Below are 21,459 nucleotides of genomic sequence, written 5' to 3' on the forward strand. Positions count from 1 at the left end.
AGCATGCCAGTGATGATGGCTGTTCGGCGGATTGATTGTTGGTATACCATAATACGGAATATCCGCAAAACTTTTCTCTCCAACGGTTGCATCTGTACCTCACGACCAAGGCGGGCAGTGGTTCAAACGTGTTGTCTCGTCATGGGTTTGCACGATGCCTGGAGCGCAGGCGTGGTCAGCCCGTATGTGTCAGGAGGGAGCAACGTCGATGCCGATCAAGTCCGGTGAGTATCGGTTGCGGGCCAGTGATGATCAGCGGCGCAGTGCGAGTCATCCGCTGATGAGGTCCTGCGGATTGTCACGCTCGCGAATTACTCTCTGCGCTTCCAGAGCCTGATCAAGGCTGAGCGTTAGCTCCTCATCATTCCAGGGTTTGCTGATGTAGCGGAAAACGTACCCCTCGTTGATCGCCTGCGTGATCATGCTCATGTCCGCATAACCCGTCAGCAAGATATTCATGCAGGCCGGATTGCGCTTGTGCACCTCGCGAAGCAGCGTTGGACCGTCCATGAACGGCATGCGTGCATCGCAGATGATCAAGTCGATAGCGTGCTGTTCGAAGAGAGTCAGCGCCTGGGCGCCACTCGTTGCCAGAAGCAAGTCGTAAGGTTTTGCGCGCAGCAAGCGTCGCAGGCTGTTGAGTATGCTTTCTTCATCATCCACGAGCATCACGGTGTGGCGTTTTACGCTATGAGAGATAGTGTCCATGATCAGCATCCTTCACTGGCGAAGAGAGAGGGCGCCTGTACCGCGGGCTGGCGTAGGGGGAGCCACGCGCGCAAGCAACTGCCTCTACCGGGCTTGCTTTCGACGGTAAGCCTCCCATGGTGCTTGACTATGATGCTGTACGACAGCGACAGGCCGAGGCCCGACCCCATGCCCACCGGTTTGGTGGTGAAGAACGGTTCAAATATTCGGCTTTGGATTTCAAGGGGGATGCCATGACCGTTGTCGGCGATCTCGACAAATACCCCGCCGTCTTCACGCCCACTTCTGATCGTGATTTCTCCGTCAACGCCCACAGCATGGCTTGCGTTGATGAGCAAGTTCATAAAAACCTGATTGATCTGTGAGCCCATGCATTCGATGGGCTCGATATCCCCATAGCACTTAATCACCTGGGCCTTGAACTTGATCTCGTTCCAGATAACGTTGAGGGTACTGTCGAGCCCCTTGTGCAGATCGGCCAACTGCCATTCGTAACTGTCGACATGGGAGAACTCACGCAGGTCCTTGACTATGCGGGTGACCCGGTCAAGCCCGTCGGCCGACTCGGCCAGCAGGTCGTCGATGTCCTGGCGCATGAAGGTGTAATCCATCTTGTCCCGCATCACCGCAAGCTCGGGATGAGCACTGGCATGCTTGTCATCGGTCGCCTGTTCATGGGCCTCGAGCAGCGCGAAGATGTCCACGAGGTAACGACGCAGGCTGTTGACGTTGGAACAAACAAAGCCAATCGGGTTATTGATCTCGTGGGCCACCCCCGCAGCCAATTGCCCGATCGCCGCCATCTTCTCAGACTGCAGCAACTGCGCCTGGGCATCTTCAAGCCGCGCGATAAGCAGTGCCTGGGCGCCCTTTTCTTCTTCCAGCAACTGGTTGAGGTGCGTCAACTCAAGTTGTCGGGCAGCAGTGTCGGTCGTATCACTGATGGCCAGGCCCACGCCAAGGTTGCTGCCATCGGCATCCTGCACGGGGAAAAACGTGCAGTTCTGATACATGAGCCGGACCATGCCACTGATGGGCCGGGTGCTTTCGAAATTGAACAGGTGCGGTCGTTGCTGCCACGAAGTGAAAGCAAAGTTTTGCAGAGTCATGACGCTGTTGATCTTCTGCCGGGTCCAGACTTCCGGCAGTTCCGGAAAAGCTTCGAACAGCGTACGGCCGATCAGTTCTTCAGCGCTGCGGCCGCTGTTGATGGACATAAAGTGATTGGAGAACAGCACCTTGCAGTCCTGGTCGACCAGCAGCACGCCCATGTTGATGGCCTTGAGCATCGACTCAAGGGTTTCCCGGGAGATTGCCTTATTGTCTGTCATGGGAGCCCCCTTCAAAGCTCGTCCAGCAAACGATCAATGGCCCGAACGACAACGCCTGCTGTACGTTCAGTGATGCAGATCAGCAGGTCGCAGGAGAATTGATGAGCCTGAACCTCGAAACGGATTTCCAACACCATCGCAAGGTGTTCATTCAGGTTCAATTCATCCAGTGCGCTCGCCGATTCTTCTCTGTGGACCAGAATCGACGGCGCGTCGTAGCTCACTTGTATCGCCACCTGCTTGGCCAGGCCGCTGATGCAGGCACCGGACAGAATGTTGGTGACATCCAGCATCAGCTCTTCCTGTTGCGCAGGGTCGCCGTCGTTGTAGCCCAGCAGCTCGGCGAGCTTGTCGGCTCCCATCGAGCCAAAGCCCACGAACACCTCTCCGCGCAATTCACCCAGGAAAGACTGGCGGGTGACGATCTTGAAGCTTTGGCGCAGATGGTCCGGAATCGCCAGGTTATTCTGTTCCCGGATCAGCGGATGAATAAAAGGAACCGAAAGCGTCACCATGGTATTGGTCAGCAGGGCCAGTCGCTCGGCCGCTTGTCCCATGGCGATATTCATCAGTTCCTGCATGGCATCACGTTGGTCTTCGGTGAGCGCGGCCAAGGTTTCCATCAAAGTACTCCTATGACGTGCAAAGCACTGAGTACGGCTTCTGAAGTAACCGGCTTGGCGACGAATGCAGCCGCGCCGAGATCGGATACGCGCTGCCTGGCCAGGGGCTGGATGTCTGCGCTGATCACCACCACGACCACATTGGCGTCTTCACGCTTGAGCGCCTCAAGGGTCTGGAAGCCATCCATGACCGGCATCGTCAGGTCGAGGAAAAGCAGGTCCACCAAACCGGCGTGATAGGCCTCCATCACTTCGGCACCGTTACAGGCCTGGCGAACGTCCTCGGTCAATGATTCCGGGAGGGCACGCAAGACCATCTTGCGGGACATGGATGAGTCATCGGCGATTAAAACTTTCATGATGAACTCCCTATTTTTGAATGTGTTGTGCGGCTTCATTCGAAGCCGGAGAAACCAGGATTTCTTTAAGTCTTTTATTCACTCTAGCGCGCAGCATGGCAAAGAGCCATCAGAAGGTACTGGTAGTAGGGTAGTCATTTGCGAAGTTTGTAGGGATTTTCCTACGAGACGGTCGGGTCATGTTTCAGGCCGCCGTAAGCTGCACGATGATGAAAAAACTCACGGGTAAACCAGAGAATGCAGTTCGTCACTTTTTCCGTATAAAAAACCCATAAGGCATGAAAAAAGGACATAAAAAAAAAGCCAACCTACTTTTATTTTCTATTAAGATGAGATCAAAGGGCCATCACTCAAGTAAAGCTGACCTCAGGCGATTAAAATATGAAATAAAGCGTCGAATTGCGCACATATGCAGAGAAGGTGTCTACTGCGCTTGCAGTCAACTGACGACAACAACGCTCCTAAAAAAGGGCACCGTCCGTTATTGTAATGTTACTTAAGCACGCGGTTTCATTGGGTTTCAGACGCCTCGGATCAAAAATCTTGAAGTTGGCTTTGCCCGGGTGTCGGATCAAGAAGTGGTGGGTATATGTTCTCAAGCGTAAGCGCTGAAGCTGAAATCGTCATTATCGATGACAGTTTGACCAATTTGATTTTATTGAGCTCTTGCCTTAAATCCTTTGGGCTAAATAAAGTCCGGATTTTTTCCGACTCTGCGGAGGGCCTGGAATGGTTGATGAATAACCAGTGGAACCTGGCTCTGCTTGACCTGAGTATGCCATCTCCTGATGGCTTTGAAGTACTTGATTGCCTTAGCCAGCGCAATCGCGCTGAATACCCCATTATCATCGTGACCGCCCTGAATGATCCAGAGAGTCGTCGAAAGGGGCTTGAAAGAGGGGCTAATGATTTCATCTCAAAACCTATTGACCTCCCTGAGGTATTACTCAGAGTCCGCGGTTGCCTGGAGTTGGCAGAAGCATCAAGAGTGCTGCGTAATGCTAATGCGGAGCTTGAGCGCAAGGTGGAAGAGCGAACGGCACAACTTGAAGACAGCTACAAGGCGATTATCAATAGCCTGACCAGAGCCGCCAGTTATCGCGATGATGATACGGGTGAGCATATTCAACGCATTGGTGAGTCGGCGGCGATCCTGGCAAAGGCCATCGACATGCCTACGGCGTGGTGTGATTTGATTCGCATGGCTGCTCCCATGCATGACGTCGGAAAGATTGGTATTGAAGACGCTATCTTGCAGAAACCCGGGCCCCTCACCGATGAGGAGCGCAAGTCCATGCAGAGACACGCACGTATTGGCTATGACATTCTGTTGGATCCTAACCGGTCTGCGGTGACTGATATGGCCGCAGAAATAGCCTTGGCCCACCATGAACGTTGGGATGGTCAAGGATATCCTAATGGTTTAAAGGGCGATGCCATTCCTCTCAGCGCACGAATAGTTGCAATTTGTGATGTTTACGATGCACTGAGAATGCCCCGCCCTTATAAAAAACCGTGGAGTAAAGAGGACGCTCAACATTATATTCGGGATCAGGAGGGAACCCATTTTGATCCTCACCTCGTGAAGGTATTTTGCACCCTGTTCGATTCTATCGAGGCGTTGCGTGATTTAAAAAGTTGAGTCCCGTTTTAGTGATCAAGCTTTTTTATAAAGCTGAATGCAATACCTCCTGAGTCATGAAGATTGTTGAACAAGTTTGGTGAGCGTTACGTGCTTTTCAGTAAGATGAAATAAGCCCTGATGAGTCCTCCTTTGCCATGTTGTGAGACATAGGAATTATAAGATGGAAGACTTTCGACGGCAGGGAGCGTTAAGGCGAATACACCATTCTGCAGTGGTCATTTTTCCTGTTGTGCTGCTGGCTATGGGGTTATTCATAACGGCTGCACTCTGCTTATGGGGTATCGAGCGCAACCGGCAGAGCACTGCTGAAGCGATGGTTGCTGCGACTCAACAAACCCTTGAGGCGATCGAGTTTCAGCTACAGCGCTACCATTACGGCCTCCACGGTGCCCGTGGGGCCGCACTGGTAGCCGGTGAGCACACCCTGACGCGAGACAAGTTCAGGCGCTACATTGAGAGTCGTAACCTGGCAGTCGAATTCCCTGGTGCTCGAGGCTTCGGTTTTATACGACGTGTACCTGAATCGGAGGAAAGTGCTTTTATAGCGAGCGCACATCTAAATGGCATTTCCGATTTTTCTATTCGGCAGCTGTCTCCTCATGCGGGTGAGCGTTACGTCATTCAATATGTTGAGCCACTGGAGAAGAACCGCCAGGCGATTGGGTTGGACATTGCGTCCGAGATCGACCGTAGGGAAGCTGCGCAGAGTGCCATGCGCAGTGGTGAAGCCAGGCTGACGGCGCCTATAACATTAGTTCAATCGACTGGCGTACCCCATCAGTCCTTTTTGTTCTTAATGCCAATTTACCGTACCGCAAGTACACCTGCGACGGTCTCGGAAAGAGTAGAAGCTACTTATGGTTGGGCTTATGCAATCCTGAGCATCCAGGACGTACTAAGTAGCAGCGGGCTCAACCTTCAGCATGCCAAACTGGATCTACAGGACGTGACAGCCGATAGCGGGCCTAACACTTTTTACGCCACAGCCGCACCTCAAGGAAATCCCCCGGCACTGGATAGTTATTCGAAAACTCATACCTTTAATGGGAGAGTCTGGAAGTTAACCTTTAGCATATATCCTCACTTCTCGGACCGACTTCCTTTGGTACCTGTCAGCGCACTCGCCATCGTTGGCGTGTTAATGAGTGCAATCCTGGCAATCCTGGCATTCTTCTGGAATATGAGCCAGCAACGACGCCGTGAGTTTCTAGAGGAGAGACTGTGGCTGGCTGCCGTTGTTGAAAGCTCCCATGACTGTATTATTTTTAATGATGTAAGCGGCATCGTCATTAGTTGGAACAGGGGCGCTGAACAACTTTTTGGGTATACCGTTTGTGACACGTTGGGGCGCTCTCTTTCTTCATTAATAACACCGCCAGAGTTTCATCATGAAGACGCAGAATTTCTGACGCGGATTGCCAACGGGCAACGAATTGAGAACTTTCATACCTCGCGTCATCGCAAGGATGGTCAAGTCATCCAGGTCTCCATATCGGTATCTCCGGTCTACGACTCTTTCGGGTGTATCGTTGGGGCATCCACGACGGTAAGAGATATTTCTTTGGAGACGGCGGCTAAGGCTCAGGTATTGGAGGCCAATGCCAGACTGGAATACCAGGTCAACGAAAGAACGTTGCAGTTGGAGACGGCACAGCGTGCTATGCGCACGGTTCTGGATGGCGTACCGTCTATGATCAGTTACTGGGATGCTCAACTGATAAACCGCGTTGCCAACCATGCTTATTTTATTTGGTTTGGTATTGATCCGTTGACATTGCCCGGTCGGTCAATGCAGGACGTTTTGGGAGAAAAGTTATTTCAGGCTAACCGTTGCTATATTGAGGGTGTACTACGCGGTGAACCTCAGACGTTCGAAAGAGAGATTCCCGGACCAGACGGAAGAATTCGCCACTCGCTGGCTCACTATCTGCCTGATATCTCACAAGGTGAGGTTAAAGGGTTTTTCGTGATAGTTCATGACATCTCAGAACTCCACGAGAGCCAGATCAAGTTGGCAGGAGCGCTGCGTGAAAACGAGTTGTTGCTACGTACCATCAACGAGCAGTTACTCTACTCAGCCACTGACGCCACAGGTTTGATTAATGACGTCAATGAGCACTTTTGTTCAACGCATGGATTTACGCGAGCAGAACTATTGGGGCAGGATCACCAGGTGCTCGACTCGGGGGTGCACCCGAAGACGTTTTGGCAAGAGATGTGGGCTGACTTAAACAGAGGCATCGCCTGGCGTGGTGACATTTGCAATCGCGCGCGTGATGGAAGTCTGCATTGGTTTGATACTTTCGTCGCACCCAGCTTTAACTCATCGGGTGCAATAGAACGCTACATCGCGCTGCGTATCGATATCACCTCTCGCCGGGCCGCTGATGAGGAAGTGTCCAGACTTCATTTATTATTAAGCAATGTTCTGCGAGCAGCCTCTGAAGTCTCAATCATCGCAACGGACGGAGAGGGCGTCATTACGCTATTTAATACAGGGGCTCAGCAGATGCTGGGATATGAAGAGGATGAGGTGGTGGGTGTGGCGACACCTCAACTGTTTCATCAGGCAAAGGAGGTCGCTGATCGCGCATGCGTTCTGAGTGCGCAAATGAATCAACCCGTCAGTGGGTTTCGAGTTTTTGTCAGCGTACCAGAGGCTGTGGGTTCTGAAACACGTGAATGGACCTATGTCAGAAAGGACGGCACCCACCTGACCGTTTCCCTGATCGTCACAACCATACGCGATTGGACGGGGAAAATTTTGGGGTATGTGGGAATCGCCACGGATATTACCGAACAGCAGATTCAGCGGCGCGACCTTGCTGCGGCGCGCGATCAACTTGTCCTCGCCGCCGAAGCGGCGAAGCTGGGGATCTGGAGTTGGTTGCTGGGTGACGATGTAGTGGACTGGAACGATCGGATGTTCAGCCTCTATGACCTGCCTGATAGTCTGAACCACAGCGGTGAGCTGTATGGTCACTGGCGGTCGCGTATACATCCGGATGATATTTTAACGACTGAGGCAAGCCTCGAAGCCGCTATAAATGGAAACAGCAAATATAAACCTGTGTTTAGAGTACTTCGGCCTGATGGCTCTATTCGTTATGTACAAGCCGGGGCTTACGTTGAACGTAATTCTGAGGGAAAAGCGACTCGAATAACCGGGGTCAACTTCGATATTACTGAACGCAAGGAATTCGAGTCTCAATTGCTTAACGCCAAGCAGCAAGCAGAGCAGGCAAGTTCCATCAAAAGCCAGTTCGTCGCCAATATGAGTCATGAAATCCGCACCCCGATGAATGCTGTTCTGGGGATGCTGCAACTGCTTCGTAAAGCAGGTCTGGATACACAACAGGATGATTATGCGAGTAAAGCCCAGACGGCTGCTCGCGCTTTGCTCGCATTGTTGAATGACATACTGGACTTTTCTAAGATCGAAGCCGGAAAACTTGAACTCGACCTGCATCCGTTCAGCCTGGAAAAACTAATGCGCGATCTCGCCGTTGTCCTTTCCGGCAACCTCAAAAACAACGAAGTTGAATTGTTGTATGAAGTTTCACCTCAATTACCTGGTGTCTTGATCGGGGATCAACTTCGCCTGCAGCAGATTCTGATTAATCTAGCGGGTAACGCGATGAAGTTCACGCGAGAAGGTTATGTGTTAGTGAAGTTGACCGAACTCGCGCGTGACCAGAACCAGATCACCCTGCGCATTTCTATCAACGATACAGGTATTGGTATAAGCCCTGACCACCTTACGCATATTTTCGAAGGGTTCACACAAGCCGAAGCGTCCATAACACGTCGTTTCGGTGGCACCGGACTCGGGTTGCCAATCTGCAAGCATCTTGTCGAACTGATGGGCGGAAAATTGAACATCGAGAGCGAGCCAGGAAAGGGCAGCACGTTTTGGTTCGATCTCACCCTCACCATGGCTGACGAGACGCCTCTTATCGCGGTGCAGAAACTTTCAAGGCGAAAACGCCGCATCTTAGTGGCTCACGACAATATTTTATCAGGCAGGCTCCTGGCTCAAACTATTGAAGCGCTTGGATGGGAAGCGGTGTATGTCGCGGATGCGAGGACCCTCGTCGAACGGTTGACTCAGTCAAAGAACGAACCTTTCGACGCAGTGATCATGGACTGGCGAATGTCCGATCTGGATGGATTGGCTACGACAAAAGCAATTAAAAATGCGCCCTGTACTCAAAAGCCTCCCGTTATTGTGATGGTCACGGCCTACGGTCGTGAAGAATTGGAGAATGTGATCGCTCAAAAAGACGCTCCGTTCGAAGACTTCCTCACTAAGCCGGTGACGCCACAGCAGCTTTTCAGTGCGATTCAAAAAGTGCTCGGTAATGCACCTGCGCCACGCAGTAGGGTTGAAGAGGAACCGGCAGCTTTTCCGTTATTGGGTTTGCGTTTGTTGGTGGTGGAGGACAATGAGTTAAATCGACAAATCATAAATGACTTGCTCACAGCCGAAGGGGCAAGAGTGACCATGGCGGTGTGTGGCTTGGAGGGTGTGGAGCTGGCTACCAGGTCGGTCGGCGAGTTTGATGCGGTTATCATGGATGTGCAAATGCCAGATATAGATGGGATGGAAGCGACACGCCGTATTCGATCAGACAGTCGATTCACCTCACTTCCCGTTCTTGCCATGACCGCCAATGCATCAGACTCAGACCGAGGCGAGTGCCTGGCGTCCGGTATGAATGAGCATCTGGGTAAGCCAATTGATATGACGCAGGTTGTGCCGTTGCTACTCAGGCTCACCGCGAAGCAAGAGAGCGGTTCGGATCGCCCTGTTGAGACAAATGAGCTCGACCGACACGAGATTACCGAGCCCATGGTGAAGGTTCTCCAGCGCCTGGGAGGGCTTCGCGAAGTCTACCGAGCGGCTTTGGATAGCTTCAGTCTGGAGGGGGAGAGATTGCTGGGTAATCTCAAGAAGCTTTCTATGGACGGCAGTGCTGATGACATTGCCAAGGCATGCCATGCGATCAGGGGCGTAGCAGATACACTCGGTGCCGTAGCACTCGCGCGGCGGGCAGGTGTATTAGAAAATATGGCCAAGGCCAGGCTTCACGCTGACGGGGCGCAGTTATTGCCAGAAGAAACCCTGGATGAACTGGAAAAGTTGTTTAGGGATAGCAACGAACGATTAAAAACAGCCTTTTACAACGAATAAGCTGGCTGTTTCACCGCCATCGGGGGCGCAAGCCCCCTCTCACAGAATGATAGGTGTTGCTCAGGCCGGCATCGGCAACGCGCCCATCTTGCCGTGGCAATACACCAGTGGCCCGGCGTTCTGCCGGGGCACGATCAGGTTTTTTACTGCGCCGACCATGATCGCGTGGTCACCGCCTTCATATTCGCGCCACAACTCGCACTCGATCACCGCCGTGGCATTGGCCAGGATCGGGTTGCCCAACTCACTGAGCGTCCATTCGATGCCCTGGGCCTTGTCCTTGCCCTTGCGCGCAAAGGCATAGGCTTCGGTTTGCTGCCCACCGGAAAGCACATGAATGGCAAAGCGTTTGTTCTTGATCAACACCGGGTACGAGTCGGAGCTGTAGTTGGGGCAGAACAGCACCAGGGCCGGGTCCATGGACAGTGAGCTGAAGGCACTGGCGGTCAGCCCGACGATTTGCCCGTCGTCATCGAGCGTGGTGATCACGGTGACCCCGGACGGAAACGAACCCATCACTTGTTTGTAGATAGCGGCATCGATCATGGGGCGGTCCTCTGCGGGTAAAGCGGTTTTTATGGGTTTGTAGGTCTGATGGTATACCGTAATACAGTTGATGCAACCGCTTTTTCAGTCGCCCGATGAACGTCAATCCTGGGGCTTATAGCCAATAAATACGGGAGCCATGGTAGGAAATAACAGGGTGCCCTGTGGCACACTTGCGGATCAGATGCGTGCTGAAACTACGGATCAGTCTTGTGAAAATGTTGGAATACCATAATATGGTGTTCATCTGAGGGGCGGCCAGAGAGCTCCCCCGGTTTGGCGTCAAACAACTATAAGATCAGACAAACGCGAGTTCATTTCCATGCCCCAGATGTCCCGGCAAGACCCCCTGATCGAGCATCACACGGTCGATTACGTCCCCCTCGCAGAGCGCCATGGAAAGGCCCGCGACCTGTTCACCTTATGGTTCAGCACCAACATCGCACCGCTGCCGATCGTCACCGGTGCCATGGTCGCCCAGGTGTTCCATCTCAATCTGGCGTGGGGGCTGCTGGCGATTGCCCTCGGGCATCTGCTCGGCGGCATCGTGATTGCCCTCGCATCGGCCCAGGGCCCGCGCATGGGCATCCCGCAGATGGTGCAGAGTCGTGGCCAGTTCGGCCGTTACGGCGCGCTGCTGATCGTGTTCTTCGCCGCACTGATCTACATCGGCTTTTTCATCTCCAATATCGTCCTGGCCGGCAAGTCCATCGTGGGCATCGCACCGTCGGTGCCGGTGCCGGCGAGCATCCTGATCGGCGCCCTCAGCGCCACCGCCATCGGTGTGATCGGCTACCGCTTTATCCATACCCTCAACCGCATCGGCACCTGGGTGATGGGCAGCGCGTTGCTGGCCGGTTTTATCTACATCTTCGCTCATGACCTGCCAGCAGACTTCCTGACCCGAGGCGGCTTCAACGCCGCTGGCTGGTTGGCCACCGTGTCGCTGGGGGTGATCTGGCAGATCAGCTTTTCGCCCTACACCAGCGACTACTCGCGCTACCTGCCGGCGGATATCGGCATCACCCGGCCGTTCATTGCGACCTACCTGGGCGCCACCCTCGGCACCATCCTCTCCTTTGCCTTTGGCCTGGTTGCCGCACTGGCCACGCCCGAAGGCACCGAAGCCATGGTCGCGGTCAAGCAAGCCACCGGCTGGCTGGGGCCGATCCTGATGGTGCTGTTCCTGCTCAATATCATCAGCCACAACGCCCTGAATCTGTACGGCGCGGTGCTGTCGATCGTCACCTCGATCCAGACCTTCGCCAGTCACTGGACCCCGAGCATCAAGGTGCGCGTGGTGCTCTCAGGCGTGATCCTCACCGGTTGCTGCGTAGTCGCCTTGGGCGCGTCGGCGGACTTCATCTCGCAATTTATCGGCCTGATCCTCGCGCTGTTGCTGGTGCTGGTGCCGTGGGCGTCAATCAACCTGATCGACTTCTACATCATCAAGCGCGGGGTCTATGACATTGCCTCGATTTTCCGGGCGGATGGCGGGGTGTATGGGCGTTTCAACCTGCATGCGATCGTGGCGTACTTCATCGGCATCATCGTGCAACTGCCGTTTGCCAATACCTCGCTGTATGTGGGGCCGTGGGCCAACCTGGTGGAAGGCGCGGACCTGTCGTGGCTGGTGGGACTGGTGGTGACGTGCCCGTTGTATTACTGCCTGGCGACACGTCAACACACCCAAAAGGTCAGGGCGGCGCGGTTGGGCTACACCGACTGAGCCACCCCGCCGAACTCCTCCAACGCATCCCGTAACGCGCCCTCGAAGTATGCCTTCGAGGCGCGATCCCAGAGGATATGAAACGCCGGCAGCTCCACACTCCCTGTGTGGATGACAATCGCATTGATCCGCGCCACCGACGTCTGCGCCACCGTCCCCGGCTTGAAGGCCGGGAAACTGAGATCCACCCCGCACAGCTTGGCCATCACCTGCGCAATCACGCCACCGCTGAGCCGCACGCAGGCATGGCTGTCCTGGCGCGGCAGCAGGTAATTGGCGCGGTGGTCCAGTTCCCAACGCGCTTCTTCATCGGCAATCCGCTGCCCCTGATCCTGCGGGCTGCCCAGTAGCAGGTATTCGTTCTGGGACAGGCGCGCCACCCAACTGCCGTCCGCTTGCGCGCTGGCTTGGTTGGGCGCGCCCGGCAACGTGAAGCCGCGCGCCGTGAGGTACTCGGCGCTTTGTGTGCCGCGAAAGCCGACCCGGGGCAGGTCGGTCTGGTCCTGCAGCTGGCAGGGCGGCGTGAACAATTCGTGGGCTTTCAGACTGGTCATGGCTTAACCCTCCTGGCGTTGGTTGGTGGGGTCGAAGAACGGCAGTTGCACCACCTCGGCCTGGACGACGATGCCGCCTTCGACGCGAATCGGAATGCGCTGCCCCGGTGTGCTCTGGTCGATCCCGGCGTAGGCCAGGCCGATGATGCGGCCCAGGCTGGTGGAGTATTCGCAGGAGGTGACGTTGCCGCTGATGTCCGCGCCGTTGAGCACCAGGTGGCCTTCCAGCGGTTGCACACTGCCCTTGGGCAGGCTGAAGCCCACCAGTTTGCGTTTCAGCGGCTGGGCTTCGAGGATGTCCACCGAGCGGCGGCCGACGAAGAATGGCTTGTTGCGGTTGACCGCCCAGCCCATGTCGATTTCTGCCGGGTGAGTCATGCCGTCAGTGTCCTGGCTGATGATCACGTGGCCTTTTTCCAGGCGCAGCAGGCGTTGGGTTTCGACGCCGAAGGGGCGAATGTCAAAGGCCTTGCCGGCCGTCATCAACGCGTCCCACAACGCCAGGCCGTGGCGCGCCGGTACGTGGATTTCATAGCCCAATTCGCCGACGAACCCCACCCGCAGCAAGCGTGCCTTGATCCCGGCCACCGTACCCTGGCGCACGCCCAGGTAGGGGAAGCCTTCGGCACTGAGGTCGATGTCGCTGCACACCTGCTCCAGCACCTTGCGCGAATCCGGCCCGGCGACGTTCACCGCACAGATCGCCGCAGTGACGTTGGTCACGTCCACGTCCAGGCGCCACTGCGCGTTCCACTTGAGCATCTGCTGGTAGATGCGGTCGACGCCGCTGGTGGTGGCGGTGACGTAGAAATGGTTGTCGGCCAGCCGCGCGCACACGCCATCGTCGATCACCACGCCGTGTTCGTTGGTCATCAGCGCATAACGCGAACGGCCCACCGGCTGCTTGAGGAACGCAAAGGTGTACATGCGGTTGAGCAATTCGGCGGCGTCCGGGCCGCGCACGTCGAGGCCGCCGAGTGTGGACACATCGATCAGCCCGACCTTGTTGCGCACGTGCAGCGCTTCGGCCTGCATGCATGCTTCGCGGTCCTCGGCCTTGCCGTAATAGGCCGGGCGCTGCCAGATACCGGCGGGCATCATCTTCGCTCCGGCTTGCACATGGCGTGCGTGCATCGGCGTTTGGCGGTAAGGGTCGAAGGCGCGCCCGGCGACATGCGCGAGTTTCTCCGCCACGAACGGCGGCCGTGCGGTGGTGACCCCGGTTTCGCTGATAGTGCGCTGGGTCGCCCAGGCCACCAGCCGTGCGGTCGGCAGCGCCGAGTGGCGCCCCTGGGACGGGCCCATGCCGACCGTGGAGTAACGCTTGACCAACTGCACATCGCGGTAGCCGATGCGGGTGGCGTTGACGATGTCCGCCACCTGCAGGTCTTCGTCGAAGTCGACAAAATCCTTGCCTTTGGGGTGCGGGAAGATCGGCCAGTGGAAGTTGACCTGGGCTTCACTGCGCAGCGCTGCAGGCGAGCCGGCGCTGTTCAAACCGAGGGCGAGCAGGCTGTCGGCGGCGGCGTTGGTCGCTTCCGCCAGCACATTGTCCAGTTGATGCCGCCCGTGTACGGACCCCGCCACGCCCAGGTTGCGCGGCAGGCCACTGAGGCTGAACTCCGCCCGCGAGTCGTCATAGGCCAGCTTGCCACCGGCCTGGCATAGCAGCTGATAGACCGGCATATAACCGGCCGACATGCACAGCAGGTCGCAGTCGATCACTTGCCCGCTGGCACTGACCTGGCCCTGGCCGGTGATCTGGCGCACGTCGACGCCTTTCACATGGCGCAGACCTTTTTCATGCAGGGCTTCGAACACGGTGCTGTTGCTCAGGCACGGGATCTTGCGCTGGGCCAGGGCGCCCGGCAGGGCTTTGTCCGCCGGGGCGTGACGCAAGTCGATCACGGCGGCCACGTCCACGCCCTGGTCATGCAGGTCGAGGGCGGCGAGGTAGCCGTCATCGTTGCCTGTGAGTACCACTGCGCGCTTGCCGGGCTTGACTGCATACAGCTTCATCAGGCGTTGCGCGGCGCTGGTGAGCATCACCCCCGGCAGGTCGTTGTTGCGGAAGACCACCGGTTGGTCGAACGAACCGCTGCACACCAGGCACTGTTGCGCGCGCACTTTGTACAGGCGCTTGCCCTGGATCACCGGCAGGTAGTTGTCGGTGAACCAGGCATTGCAGGTGGCGTCGGTGAGCACCTGGATATTCGCGTGTTGCTGCACCGCGCCGAGCAACTCGCGGCGCAGGGTGTCGGCACGGGTGCCGGCAATATCGAAGCGCGCGTAGGTCAGCGACCCGCCGAGGATCGGCTGCTGCTCGATCAGCAACACCTTGGCGCCGGCATTCGCGGCGGTCAGCGCGGCCTGCAAGCCAGCGGGGCCGGCGCCGATCACGGCGAGGTCGGTGAACAGGTAGGCCTTGTCGTAGTACTCGGGTTGGAACGTCAGGTCGAGCACGCCCAGGCCGGCTTTTTTGCGGATGATCGGCTCCCAGACTTTCCACATGCCCTTGGGCTTGTAGAACGAACGGTAGTAGAAACCCACTGGCATGAACTTGGAGAACTTGCCCAGGTAGGCGTCCTTGTCGTTGTCCAGCGAGCCGTTGACGTTCTGCGCCGTCACCGCCAAGCCGGCGGACAGCGCGTGGGCATCGGCCAATACGTTGGGTTCGCGGGGCAGTTGCACCAGGCTGTTGGCGTCATGGCCGGCCATGGTCAATGGGCCGCGTGGGCGGTGGTACTTGAACGAACGCGACATCAGGAAGCGCCCGTTGGCGAGCAGCGCGCTGGCGATGCTGTCGCCCTGCAAACCTTGGTAGGGCAGGCCGTCGAAACTGAAATCGAGTGGCTGGTCACGCTGGATCAGCAAGCCCATGGGGGCGGGGAGGCGGTTCATCCGGCGATCTCCTTGGCGGTGGTGAAATCGACGCGGGTGGTGAACACTTCGCGCGGATCGAAGGTGCGCACGATCTCGTCGGTGACCGTGTGGCGCTCGGCGAGGAACCAGTAGCTGGACGGCGTGTGCATCCACCATTCGCGCACCACACCGGCGAGGTTGTCGGTGTTGAACACGTAGTCGGCCCATTCGGCATCGCTGCAGGTCACCGGATCGGGCATCGGTTTGAATTCACCGCCGTAGGTGAACTCGCTGATATTGCGCGGCCCGTTGAGCGGGCAAATCATGATTTTCATCGTCTGCTCTCCGTCAGTGGCTGGCCGCTGTGGCGCCCATTTCGTTGACTTGCTGGAAGGTCGAAAAGCGTTCGAGGCCGAAGGGCTTGATCAAGTCCGGCACCTTGCCGCCGCTGGCGACCAGCTCGGCCATGGTTTTGCCGCAGATCGGGGTGGCCTTGAAACCCCAGGTGCCCCAGCCGGCGTCGAGGTAGTAATTCTTTACCGGCGACAGGCCCATGATCGGGCTGTAGTCGGGGGTCATGTCGGTGATCCCGGCCCACTGGCGCATCAACTTGGCGTTGGCCAGGAACGGGAACATCTCGATGGCATGGGCCAACAGGCTTTCCTTGAGGTCCAGGGTCGAGCGCGTGTTGAACAGCGGGTACGGGTCGGAACCGCCGCCGAACACCACTTCGCCACGGCTGGTTTGCTGCACGTAGCAGTGCAGGGCCGAGGAACTCACCAACGGGTCGAGGAACGGCTTGAACGGTTGGGTGACCATGGCCTGCAACGGGAAGGTCTGGATCGGCGAACGGATACCGGCCTTGGCCATCAGCAGCGAACTGTGCCCGGCAATCGCCTGCACCGCGCAGCCGCAACGGATGGTGCCGCGATTGGTTTTCACTGCGGTGATGGTGCCGTTTTCGATGATCAGGTCCTGCACTTCGGTGAGCTGGTGGATTTCCACGCCACGCTTGGCCGCCTGCTTGGCGTAGCCCCAGGCCACGGCATCGTGACGTGCGGTGGCGCCGTCGATATGCCAGAGCCCGGCGAGCACCGGCAAGTGGCCGGGGTCGAGGTTGAGGCTGGGCACCAGCTCGCGGATCTGCTGGCGGTCGATCATCTCGGTACGCCCGCCGAAGTGCTTGTTGACCTCGGCGCGTTGGCGGAACGAACGCACGGTGGCGTCGGTGTGGGCCAGGGTCAGTTGGCCACGCTCGGAGTACATGATGTTGAAATCGAACTCGTTGGACAGCGACTGGAACATCTTCACCGACTCGGCGTAGAAACGAACGCCTTCGCTGGTGAGGTAGTTGGAGCGGATCACCGCCGTATTGCGCGCGGTATTGCCGCCGCCCAGGTAGGCCTTTTCCAGCACCGCTATATTGGTGATCCCGTGGTACTTGGCCAGGTAGTAGGCCGTCGCCAGGCCATGGCCACCGGCGCCAATGATCACCACGTCGTAACTCGACTTGAGTTCCTTGGGCGGTGGCAGGTCCACCTCCACCGGGTACTCCGAACTCAGCCCGTATTTCAATAGATTGAATGGCATACGGCCTCCGATTGGCTGCGTAGGGCGTGGTGTTGCGCCAGGGCGGCGGCCACGGTGTTTTTCATCAGGAAGGCAATGGTCATCGGCCCGACACCGCCGGGCACCGGGGTGATGGCGGCGACATGGGGCAGGGCGCTGTCGAAGTCGACATCACCCACCAGGCGGCTGCGGCCGTCGTCGTCGATGCGGTTAATACCGACATCGATCACCACCGCGCCGGGCTTCAACCAGCTCGCGTCAATCAAGCGGGCGCGGCCCACGGCGGCGATCACGATATCGGCCTGGCGACACAGGGCCTGGGCATCGTGGCTGCGTGAATGCAGCACGGTCACCGAGCAATCCGCCTTGAGCAGCAGCGCGGCCATGGGCTTGCCGACGATGTTCGAACGGCCGATCACCACCGCGTGTTTGCCACGCAGGTCGCCGCAGGTTTGCTCCAACAGATACAGGCAACCGCTCGGGGTGCATGGCGTGAGCACCGCGCGGCCCTGGCTGAGGCCGCCGACGTTCTGGCTGTGAAACCCGTCGACGTCCTTCTCCGGCGCGATGGCTTCCAGGGCGCGCAGTTCGTCCATCTGCGCCGGCAACGGCAATTGCAGGAGGATGCCGTGGATCGCCGGGTCGGCATTCAATTGGCCGATCAGAATCAATAATTGTTCGGTGCTGGTATCGCCGGGCAGGCGATGCTCCACGGAGCGGATGCCCACCTCTTCGGCGCGCAGGATCTTGTTGCGCACATAAACCTGGCTGGCCGGGTCGCTGCCCACCAGGATCACCGCCAGCGCCGGTTGAATATCTTGCCCATGCAGCCGCGCCACGTCCTCGCGCACTTGCAGCAGCACTCGCGCCGCGGCGGCTTTGCCGTCGATCAGTTTATGCGCGCTCACCGGAACACCACCGTTCTATCCTGATTGAGGAAGACCCGGTGCTCCAGGTGGTACTTGACCGCCTTGGACAGGGCCACGGTTTCGGTGTCGCGGCCGATGGCGACGAGGTCGTCGGGCTTGTACACGTGGTCGACGCGCTGCACTTCCTGCTCGATGATTGGGCCCTCATCCAGGTCGCTGGTCACATAGTGCGCGGTGGCGCCGATCAACTTCACACCGCGTTGATACGCCTGGTGATAGGGCTTGGCACCCTTGAAACCGGGCAGGAACGAATGGTGGATATTGATCGCCCGCCCCGACAGTTGCCGGCACAGGTCGTCGGAGAGGATCTGCATGTAGCGCGCCAACACCACCAGCTCGGTGCGGGTGTCATCGACGATCTTCATCAACTCGGCTTCCTGCGCGGCCTTGTTGTCCTTGGACACCGGCAGGTAGATAAAGCGAATGCCCTCGCGCTCGGCCATCGGCCGCAGGTCGAGGTGGTTGGAGACGATGGCGGTGATGGTCATGTCCATCTCGCCCTTGTGGTAGCGGTAGAGCAGGTCGGTGAGGCAGTGGTCGAACTTGCTCACCATCAGCATCACGCGCATCGGTTCGCGGGTGTCGTACAGCTCCCACTGCATGTCGAAGGCCTGGGCGACATCGGCGAAACCGTCTCTGATCTCTTGCAGGTCCCCTGTGTGCCCATCGTTGAAGCGGAACACGGCGCGCATGAAGAAGCGGCCGCTGAAGTCATCGTCGAACTGCGCCATTTCCCCGATGTAGCACGCCTTGTCCGCCAGGTAAGTGGTGACGGCAGCGACGATGCCGGACACGGCGGGGCACGTCACCTTGATGATGAAATGGTTTTTTTCGTGTTGCATGACACGTCCTCGGGATGATGGCGGCAGCTCATCGCATAGCGAAAAAATGTCTGAGGACAGCAGGCTCATTCCTTGAGCGCGTTTTCTTGTGGGGAATAAAATATTCCTGAAGTGGCTTTATAGGGGAATGGGGGCAGGGCGTCCAGGGGTTTTGGGAAAGTTTTTTAACTGAGGAGAAATTTTTAGCGGGCAGGACGGCATCGAATGCAGTCAAAAATGTGGGAGGGGGCTTGCTCCCGATAAGGGTGGGTCAATGACAAATGCATTCACTGACATTCCCTTATCGGGAGCAAGCCCCCTCCCACAGTTGAATCTCTGTGCTTCAGGTGTATCGCGAGTTCGGATTATTCCTTGTCGTTGCCGTAGTTCATGATCGACAACAACCGAATCGGCACCTGTACCAACTGCTCCGGCCCGTGTGGAATCTCGCCCTCAAACGTCAAGCTGTCGCCAGCCTCCATCCGATACAGCTGGTTGCCATGCCGGTAAATCAACTCCCCCTCCAGCAAATGCAGAAACTCCGTCCCCGGATGAGCAAAGGTCGGAAACTCCTCACTGGCGTCATCCATGCTGACCATGTACGCCTCGAAGCTCTTCTTCGGTCCGCGCGTGTGGTTGAGCAGGTGATAGGTATGCCCCTTCTCCGTCCCACGGCGCACCACTTCCATGCCCTGGTCGGCCTTGACCAGCAAGGCGCTGCCATCCTGCTGATCGTATTCGCTGAATAACTTCGACAGCGGCAGCCCGAGCACATCGCACAGGCGGCTCAATGTATCGAGGCTGGTGGAGACCTGGGCGTTCTCGATCTTGCTCAACATGCCCTGGCTTATATCGGCAATCTTCGCCACGTCGGACAGCTTCAGGTCCTGGGCCTGGCGCTGGCGTTTGATCTGCAGCCCCAGGTATTGCTCGAGCTTGAGGCGCGGGGCGGTTTCGGTGGACATGATCATCGGCTCCTGCACGGTTTCCGTTCAGTAATATTATTTTCGCACTGGGAAAGTGCAAGGTCTGGCGCTTGAAGGCCACCCCGCTGTGCGTATTCCTGCGGGGAAAAGAATTTTCCCATATATACAGCACAAAAGCGCAGCGCCACCCACTTCGATGTGTCGACCACGAATCTGGCAAGGGTATTGCATTCCTGTAGGGAAACTAACTTTCTTTTTAGGAATAAAAAGACAGCCTAGGCCCACCCACACGGTTTTGCCTTTCGCGAGGAGTGACACGCAATGTTGCCAGCAGAAACCCAGCGCCTCATCGACAAGCACGGGATCAAGTACGTGCTTGCGCAGTTTGTGGATATACACGGTGCGGCCAAGACCAAGTCGGTGCCCATCTGCGGGCTCAAGACCGTGGCCGAAGAGGGCGCGGGGTTTGCCGGGTTTGCCATCAGTGGCATGGGTATGGAGCCCCACGGCCCGGACTTCATGGCGCGTGGCGATCTGTCGACCTTGACCCCGGTACCCTGGCAGCCAGGTTATGGGCGCGTGGTGTGCGTCGGGCATGTCGACGGCAAGCCTCATCCCTACGACAGCCGCTACGTGTTGCAGCAACAAGTGCAGCGCCTGCAGGACAAGGGCTGGACGCTTAACACCGGCCTGGAGCCCGAGTTCAACCTGATGCGCCGCGACGAGCAGGGCAAGTTGCAATTGGTAGACCCCAGCGACAACCTCGACAAGCCTTGCTACGACTACAAGGGCCTGTCGCGTTCGCGGGTGTTTCTCGAGCGCCTGACCGAAGCCTTGCAGGCGGTGGATTTCGAGGTCTATCAAATCGACCATGAAGACGCCAACGGCCAGTTCGAGATCAATTACACCTACAGCGACGCCTTGACCTCCGCCGACCGTTTCACCTTCTTCCGCATGGCCGCCGGCGAGATCGCCAATGACCTGGGCATGATCTGCTCCTTCATGCCCAAGCCCGACCCGAAACGCGCCGGTAATGGCATGCACTTTCACCTGTCGATCAGCAGCGCCGAGAACAAAAACCTGTTCCATGACGCCAGCGACCCGAGCGGCATGGGCCTGTCGAAACTCGCCTATCACTTCGCCGCCGGCTTGCTCGCCCATGGCCCGGCGCTGTGTGCGTTCGCCGCGCCTACGGTCAACTCCTACAAGCGCCTGGTGGTCGGCAACTCGTTGTCCGGCGCCACCTGGGCCCCGGCCTTTATTGCGTTTGGCGCCAACAACCGCTCGGCCATGGTGCGCGTGCCGTATGGCCGCCTGGAGTTCCGCCTGCCGGATGCCGGCTGCAATCCCTATCTGGTCAGCGCCGCGATCATCGCCGCGGGCCTGGACGGTATTGATCGCCAGCTGGAAATCGACCACGTCTGCAACGAAAACCTCTACAGCCTGAGCCTCGAGCAGATCGCCGAGCGCGGCATCAAGACCCTGCCGCAATCCCTCAAGGAAGCCTGCGACGCGCTGGAAGCCGACGCGCTGTTCGCCGAAGTGCTCGGCCCGCAGATCGTGGGCGAGTTCATCAAGCTCAAGCGCATGGAGTGGGTGGAGTACAGCCGCCATGTGAGCGACTGGGAAATCCAGCGCTATACCGAATTTTTCTGACACCGTG

At 57.5% G+C, this 21,459-nt stretch carries 16 protein-coding genes; 4 read left to right on the plus strand and 12 right to left on the minus strand.

The window, feature by feature from the left end; translation table 11 throughout:
- Positions 1 to 270: 270 nt before the first annotated feature.
- Genes M2397_RS23100 through M2397_RS23115 form a run of 4 tightly spaced genes read right to left on the minus strand, consistent with a single transcriptional unit; the run spans position 271 to position 3,021 of the window.
- Positions 271 to 708 (minus strand): response regulator, encoded by a 438-nt coding sequence (locus tag M2397_RS23100; protein WP_131698794.1) that lies wholly within the window; start codon positions 706 to 708, stop codon positions 271 to 273.
- Positions 709 to 710: 2 nt separating this feature from the next.
- Positions 711 to 1,997 carry an ATP-binding protein gene (locus M2397_RS23105; RefSeq protein WP_259244495.1) on the minus strand — a complete coding sequence of 429 codons (1,287 nt, stop codon included), beginning with the start codon at positions 1,995 to 1,997 and terminating at the stop codon, positions 711 to 713.
- A 53-nt stretch (positions 1,998 to 2,050) separates the two neighbouring features.
- Positions 2,051 to 2,662: a chemotaxis protein CheC gene (locus M2397_RS23110; protein ID WP_184746584.1), complete on the minus strand. Its 612-nt coding sequence runs from the start codon at positions 2,660 to 2,662 to the stop codon at positions 2,051 to 2,053.
- Entirely contained in the window at positions 2,662 to 3,021 is a 360-nt protein-coding gene (locus M2397_RS23115; protein ID WP_184746586.1) for a response regulator, read from the minus strand. Before M2397_RS23115 ends, M2397_RS23110 begins: the two co-directional genes overlap by 1 nt.
- 589 nt (positions 3,022 to 3,610) lie before the next feature.
- Between M2397_RS23115 and M2397_RS23120 the strand changes: the two genes are divergently transcribed.
- Together M2397_RS23120 and M2397_RS23125 are read left to right on the plus strand one after the other, a co-directional pair.
- Entirely contained in the window at positions 3,611 to 4,663 is a 1,053-nt protein-coding gene (locus tag M2397_RS23120) for an HD domain-containing phosphohydrolase (RefSeq protein ID WP_184746588.1), read from the plus strand.
- A 163-nt stretch (positions 4,664 to 4,826) separates the two neighbouring features.
- Positions 4,827 to 9,860: a PAS domain S-box protein gene (locus M2397_RS23125; protein WP_259244496.1), complete on the plus strand. Its 5,034-nt coding sequence runs from the start codon at positions 4,827 to 4,829 to the stop codon at positions 9,858 to 9,860.
- Positions 9,861 to 9,920: 60 nt separating this feature from the next.
- Here the strand turns inward: M2397_RS23125 and M2397_RS23130 are convergent, their stop codons facing one another.
- A complete protein-coding gene (locus M2397_RS23130; protein ID WP_115489020.1) occupies positions 9,921 to 10,406 on the minus strand; it encodes a flavin reductase family protein in 486 nt (161 codons plus the stop codon).
- Between the two features lie 322 nt (positions 10,407 to 10,728).
- Between M2397_RS23130 and M2397_RS23135 the strand changes: the two genes are divergently transcribed.
- Positions 10,729 to 12,135 carry a cytosine permease gene (locus M2397_RS23135; protein WP_131698788.1) on the plus strand — a complete coding sequence of 469 codons (1,407 nt, stop codon included), beginning with the start codon at positions 10,729 to 10,731 and terminating at the stop codon, positions 12,133 to 12,135.
- Here the strand turns inward: M2397_RS23135 and M2397_RS23140 are convergent.
- The 7 genes from M2397_RS23140 to M2397_RS23170 form a co-directional block, all read right to left on the minus strand.
- The gene (locus tag M2397_RS23140) at positions 12,123 to 12,689 is read right to left on the minus strand and encodes a sarcosine oxidase subunit gamma (protein ID WP_259244497.1); all 567 of its coding nucleotides are present in this window, start codon (positions 12,687 to 12,689) and stop codon (positions 12,123 to 12,125) included. The two genes, M2397_RS23135 and M2397_RS23140, sit on opposite strands and share 13 nt — an antisense overlap.
- A 3-nt stretch (positions 12,690 to 12,692) precedes the next feature.
- Complete coding sequence (locus M2397_RS23145; protein WP_131698786.1) at positions 12,693 to 15,590, minus strand: 2Fe-2S iron-sulfur cluster-binding protein; 2,898 nt, start codon at positions 15,588 to 15,590, stop codon at positions 12,693 to 12,695.
- Complete coding sequence (locus M2397_RS23150; RefSeq protein ID WP_065939715.1) at positions 15,587 to 15,886, minus strand: sarcosine oxidase subunit delta; 300 nt, start codon at positions 15,884 to 15,886, stop codon at positions 15,587 to 15,589. Before M2397_RS23150 ends, M2397_RS23145 begins: the two co-directional genes overlap by 4 nt.
- Positions 15,887 to 15,899: 13 nt before the next feature.
- Positions 15,900 to 17,141, minus strand: a complete 1,242-nt coding sequence (locus tag M2397_RS23155; protein WP_131698785.1) for an FAD-dependent oxidoreductase — start codon at positions 17,139 to 17,141, stop codon at positions 15,900 to 15,902.
- Positions 17,123 to 18,028, minus strand: coding sequence for a bifunctional methylenetetrahydrofolate dehydrogenase/methenyltetrahydrofolate cyclohydrolase FolD (gene folD / locus M2397_RS23160; protein WP_131698784.1), 906 nt, complete (start codon positions 18,026 to 18,028; stop codon positions 17,123 to 17,125). The genes M2397_RS23155 and folD overlap by 19 nt, the downstream gene beginning before the upstream one ends.
- A complete protein-coding gene (purU, locus tag M2397_RS23165; RefSeq protein ID WP_090402534.1) occupies positions 18,025 to 18,891 on the minus strand; it encodes a formyltetrahydrofolate deformylase in 867 nt (288 codons plus the stop codon). Before purU ends, folD begins: the two co-directional genes overlap by 4 nt.
- A gap of 344 nt (positions 18,892 to 19,235) precedes the next feature.
- A complete protein-coding gene (locus M2397_RS23170) occupies positions 19,236 to 19,835 on the minus strand; it encodes a helix-turn-helix domain-containing protein (protein WP_053139883.1) in 600 nt (199 codons plus the stop codon).
- Positions 19,836 to 20,117: 282 nt separating this feature from the next.
- Here M2397_RS23170 and glnT point away from each other — a divergent pair, with 282 nt between their 5' ends.
- A complete protein-coding gene (glnT, locus tag M2397_RS23175; RefSeq protein ID WP_131698782.1) occupies positions 20,118 to 21,452 on the plus strand; it encodes a type III glutamate--ammonia ligase in 1,335 nt (444 codons plus the stop codon).
- Positions 21,453 to 21,459: the final 7 nt, after the last annotated feature.

It is taken from the genome of Pseudomonas sp. BIGb0381 (genome assembly GCF_024809815.1).
Taxonomy (GTDB): Bacteria; Pseudomonadota; Gammaproteobacteria; order Pseudomonadales; family Pseudomonadaceae; genus Aquipseudomonas.

Bases quoted from the DNA above. Each gene is read 5' to 3' on its own strand.
- M2397_RS23100 (WP_131698794.1), bottom strand. From the start codon at position 708: ATGGACACTATCTCTCATAGCGTAAAACGCCACACCGTGATGCTCGTG.
- M2397_RS23105 (WP_259244495.1), bottom strand. From the start codon at position 1,997: ATGCTCAAGGCCATCAACATGGGCGTGCTGCTGGTCGACCAGGACTGC.
- M2397_RS23110 (WP_184746584.1), bottom strand. From the start codon at position 2,662: ATGGAAACCTTGGCCGCGCTCACCGAAGACCAACGTGATGCCATGCAG.
- M2397_RS23115 (WP_184746586.1), bottom strand. From the start codon at position 3,021: ATGAAAGTTTTAATCGCCGATGACTCATCCATGTCCCGCAAGATGGTC.
- M2397_RS23120 (WP_184746588.1), top strand. From the start codon at position 3,611: ATGTTCTCAAGCGTAAGCGCTGAAGCTGAAATCGTCATTATCGATGAC.
- M2397_RS23125 (WP_259244496.1), top strand. From the start codon at position 4,827: ATGGAAGACTTTCGACGGCAGGGAGCGTTAAGGCGAATACACCATTCT.
- M2397_RS23130 (WP_115489020.1), bottom strand. From the start codon at position 10,406: ATGATCGATGCCGCTATCTACAAACAAGTGATGGGTTCGTTTCCGTCC.
- M2397_RS23135 (WP_131698788.1), top strand. From the start codon at position 10,729: ATGCCCCAGATGTCCCGGCAAGACCCCCTGATCGAGCATCACACGGTC.
- M2397_RS23140 (WP_259244497.1), bottom strand. From the start codon at position 12,689: ATGACCAGTCTGAAAGCCCACGAATTGTTCACGCCGCCCTGCCAGCTG.
- M2397_RS23145 (WP_131698786.1), bottom strand. From the start codon at position 15,590: ATGAACCGCCTCCCCGCCCCCATGGGCTTGCTGATCCAGCGTGACCAG.
- M2397_RS23150 (WP_065939715.1), bottom strand. From the start codon at position 15,886: ATGAAAATCATGATTTGCCCGCTCAACGGGCCGCGCAATATCAGCGAG.
- M2397_RS23155 (WP_131698785.1), bottom strand. From the start codon at position 17,141: ATGCCATTCAATCTATTGAAATACGGGCTGAGTTCGGAGTACCCGGTG.
- purU (WP_090402534.1), bottom strand. From the start codon at position 18,891: ATGCAACACGAAAAAAACCATTTCATCATCAAGGTGACGTGCCCCGCC.
- M2397_RS23170 (WP_053139883.1), bottom strand. From the start codon at position 19,835: ATGTCCACCGAAACCGCCCCGCGCCTCAAGCTCGAGCAATACCTGGGG.
- glnT (WP_131698782.1), top strand. From the start codon at position 20,118: ATGTTGCCAGCAGAAACCCAGCGCCTCATCGACAAGCACGGGATCAAG.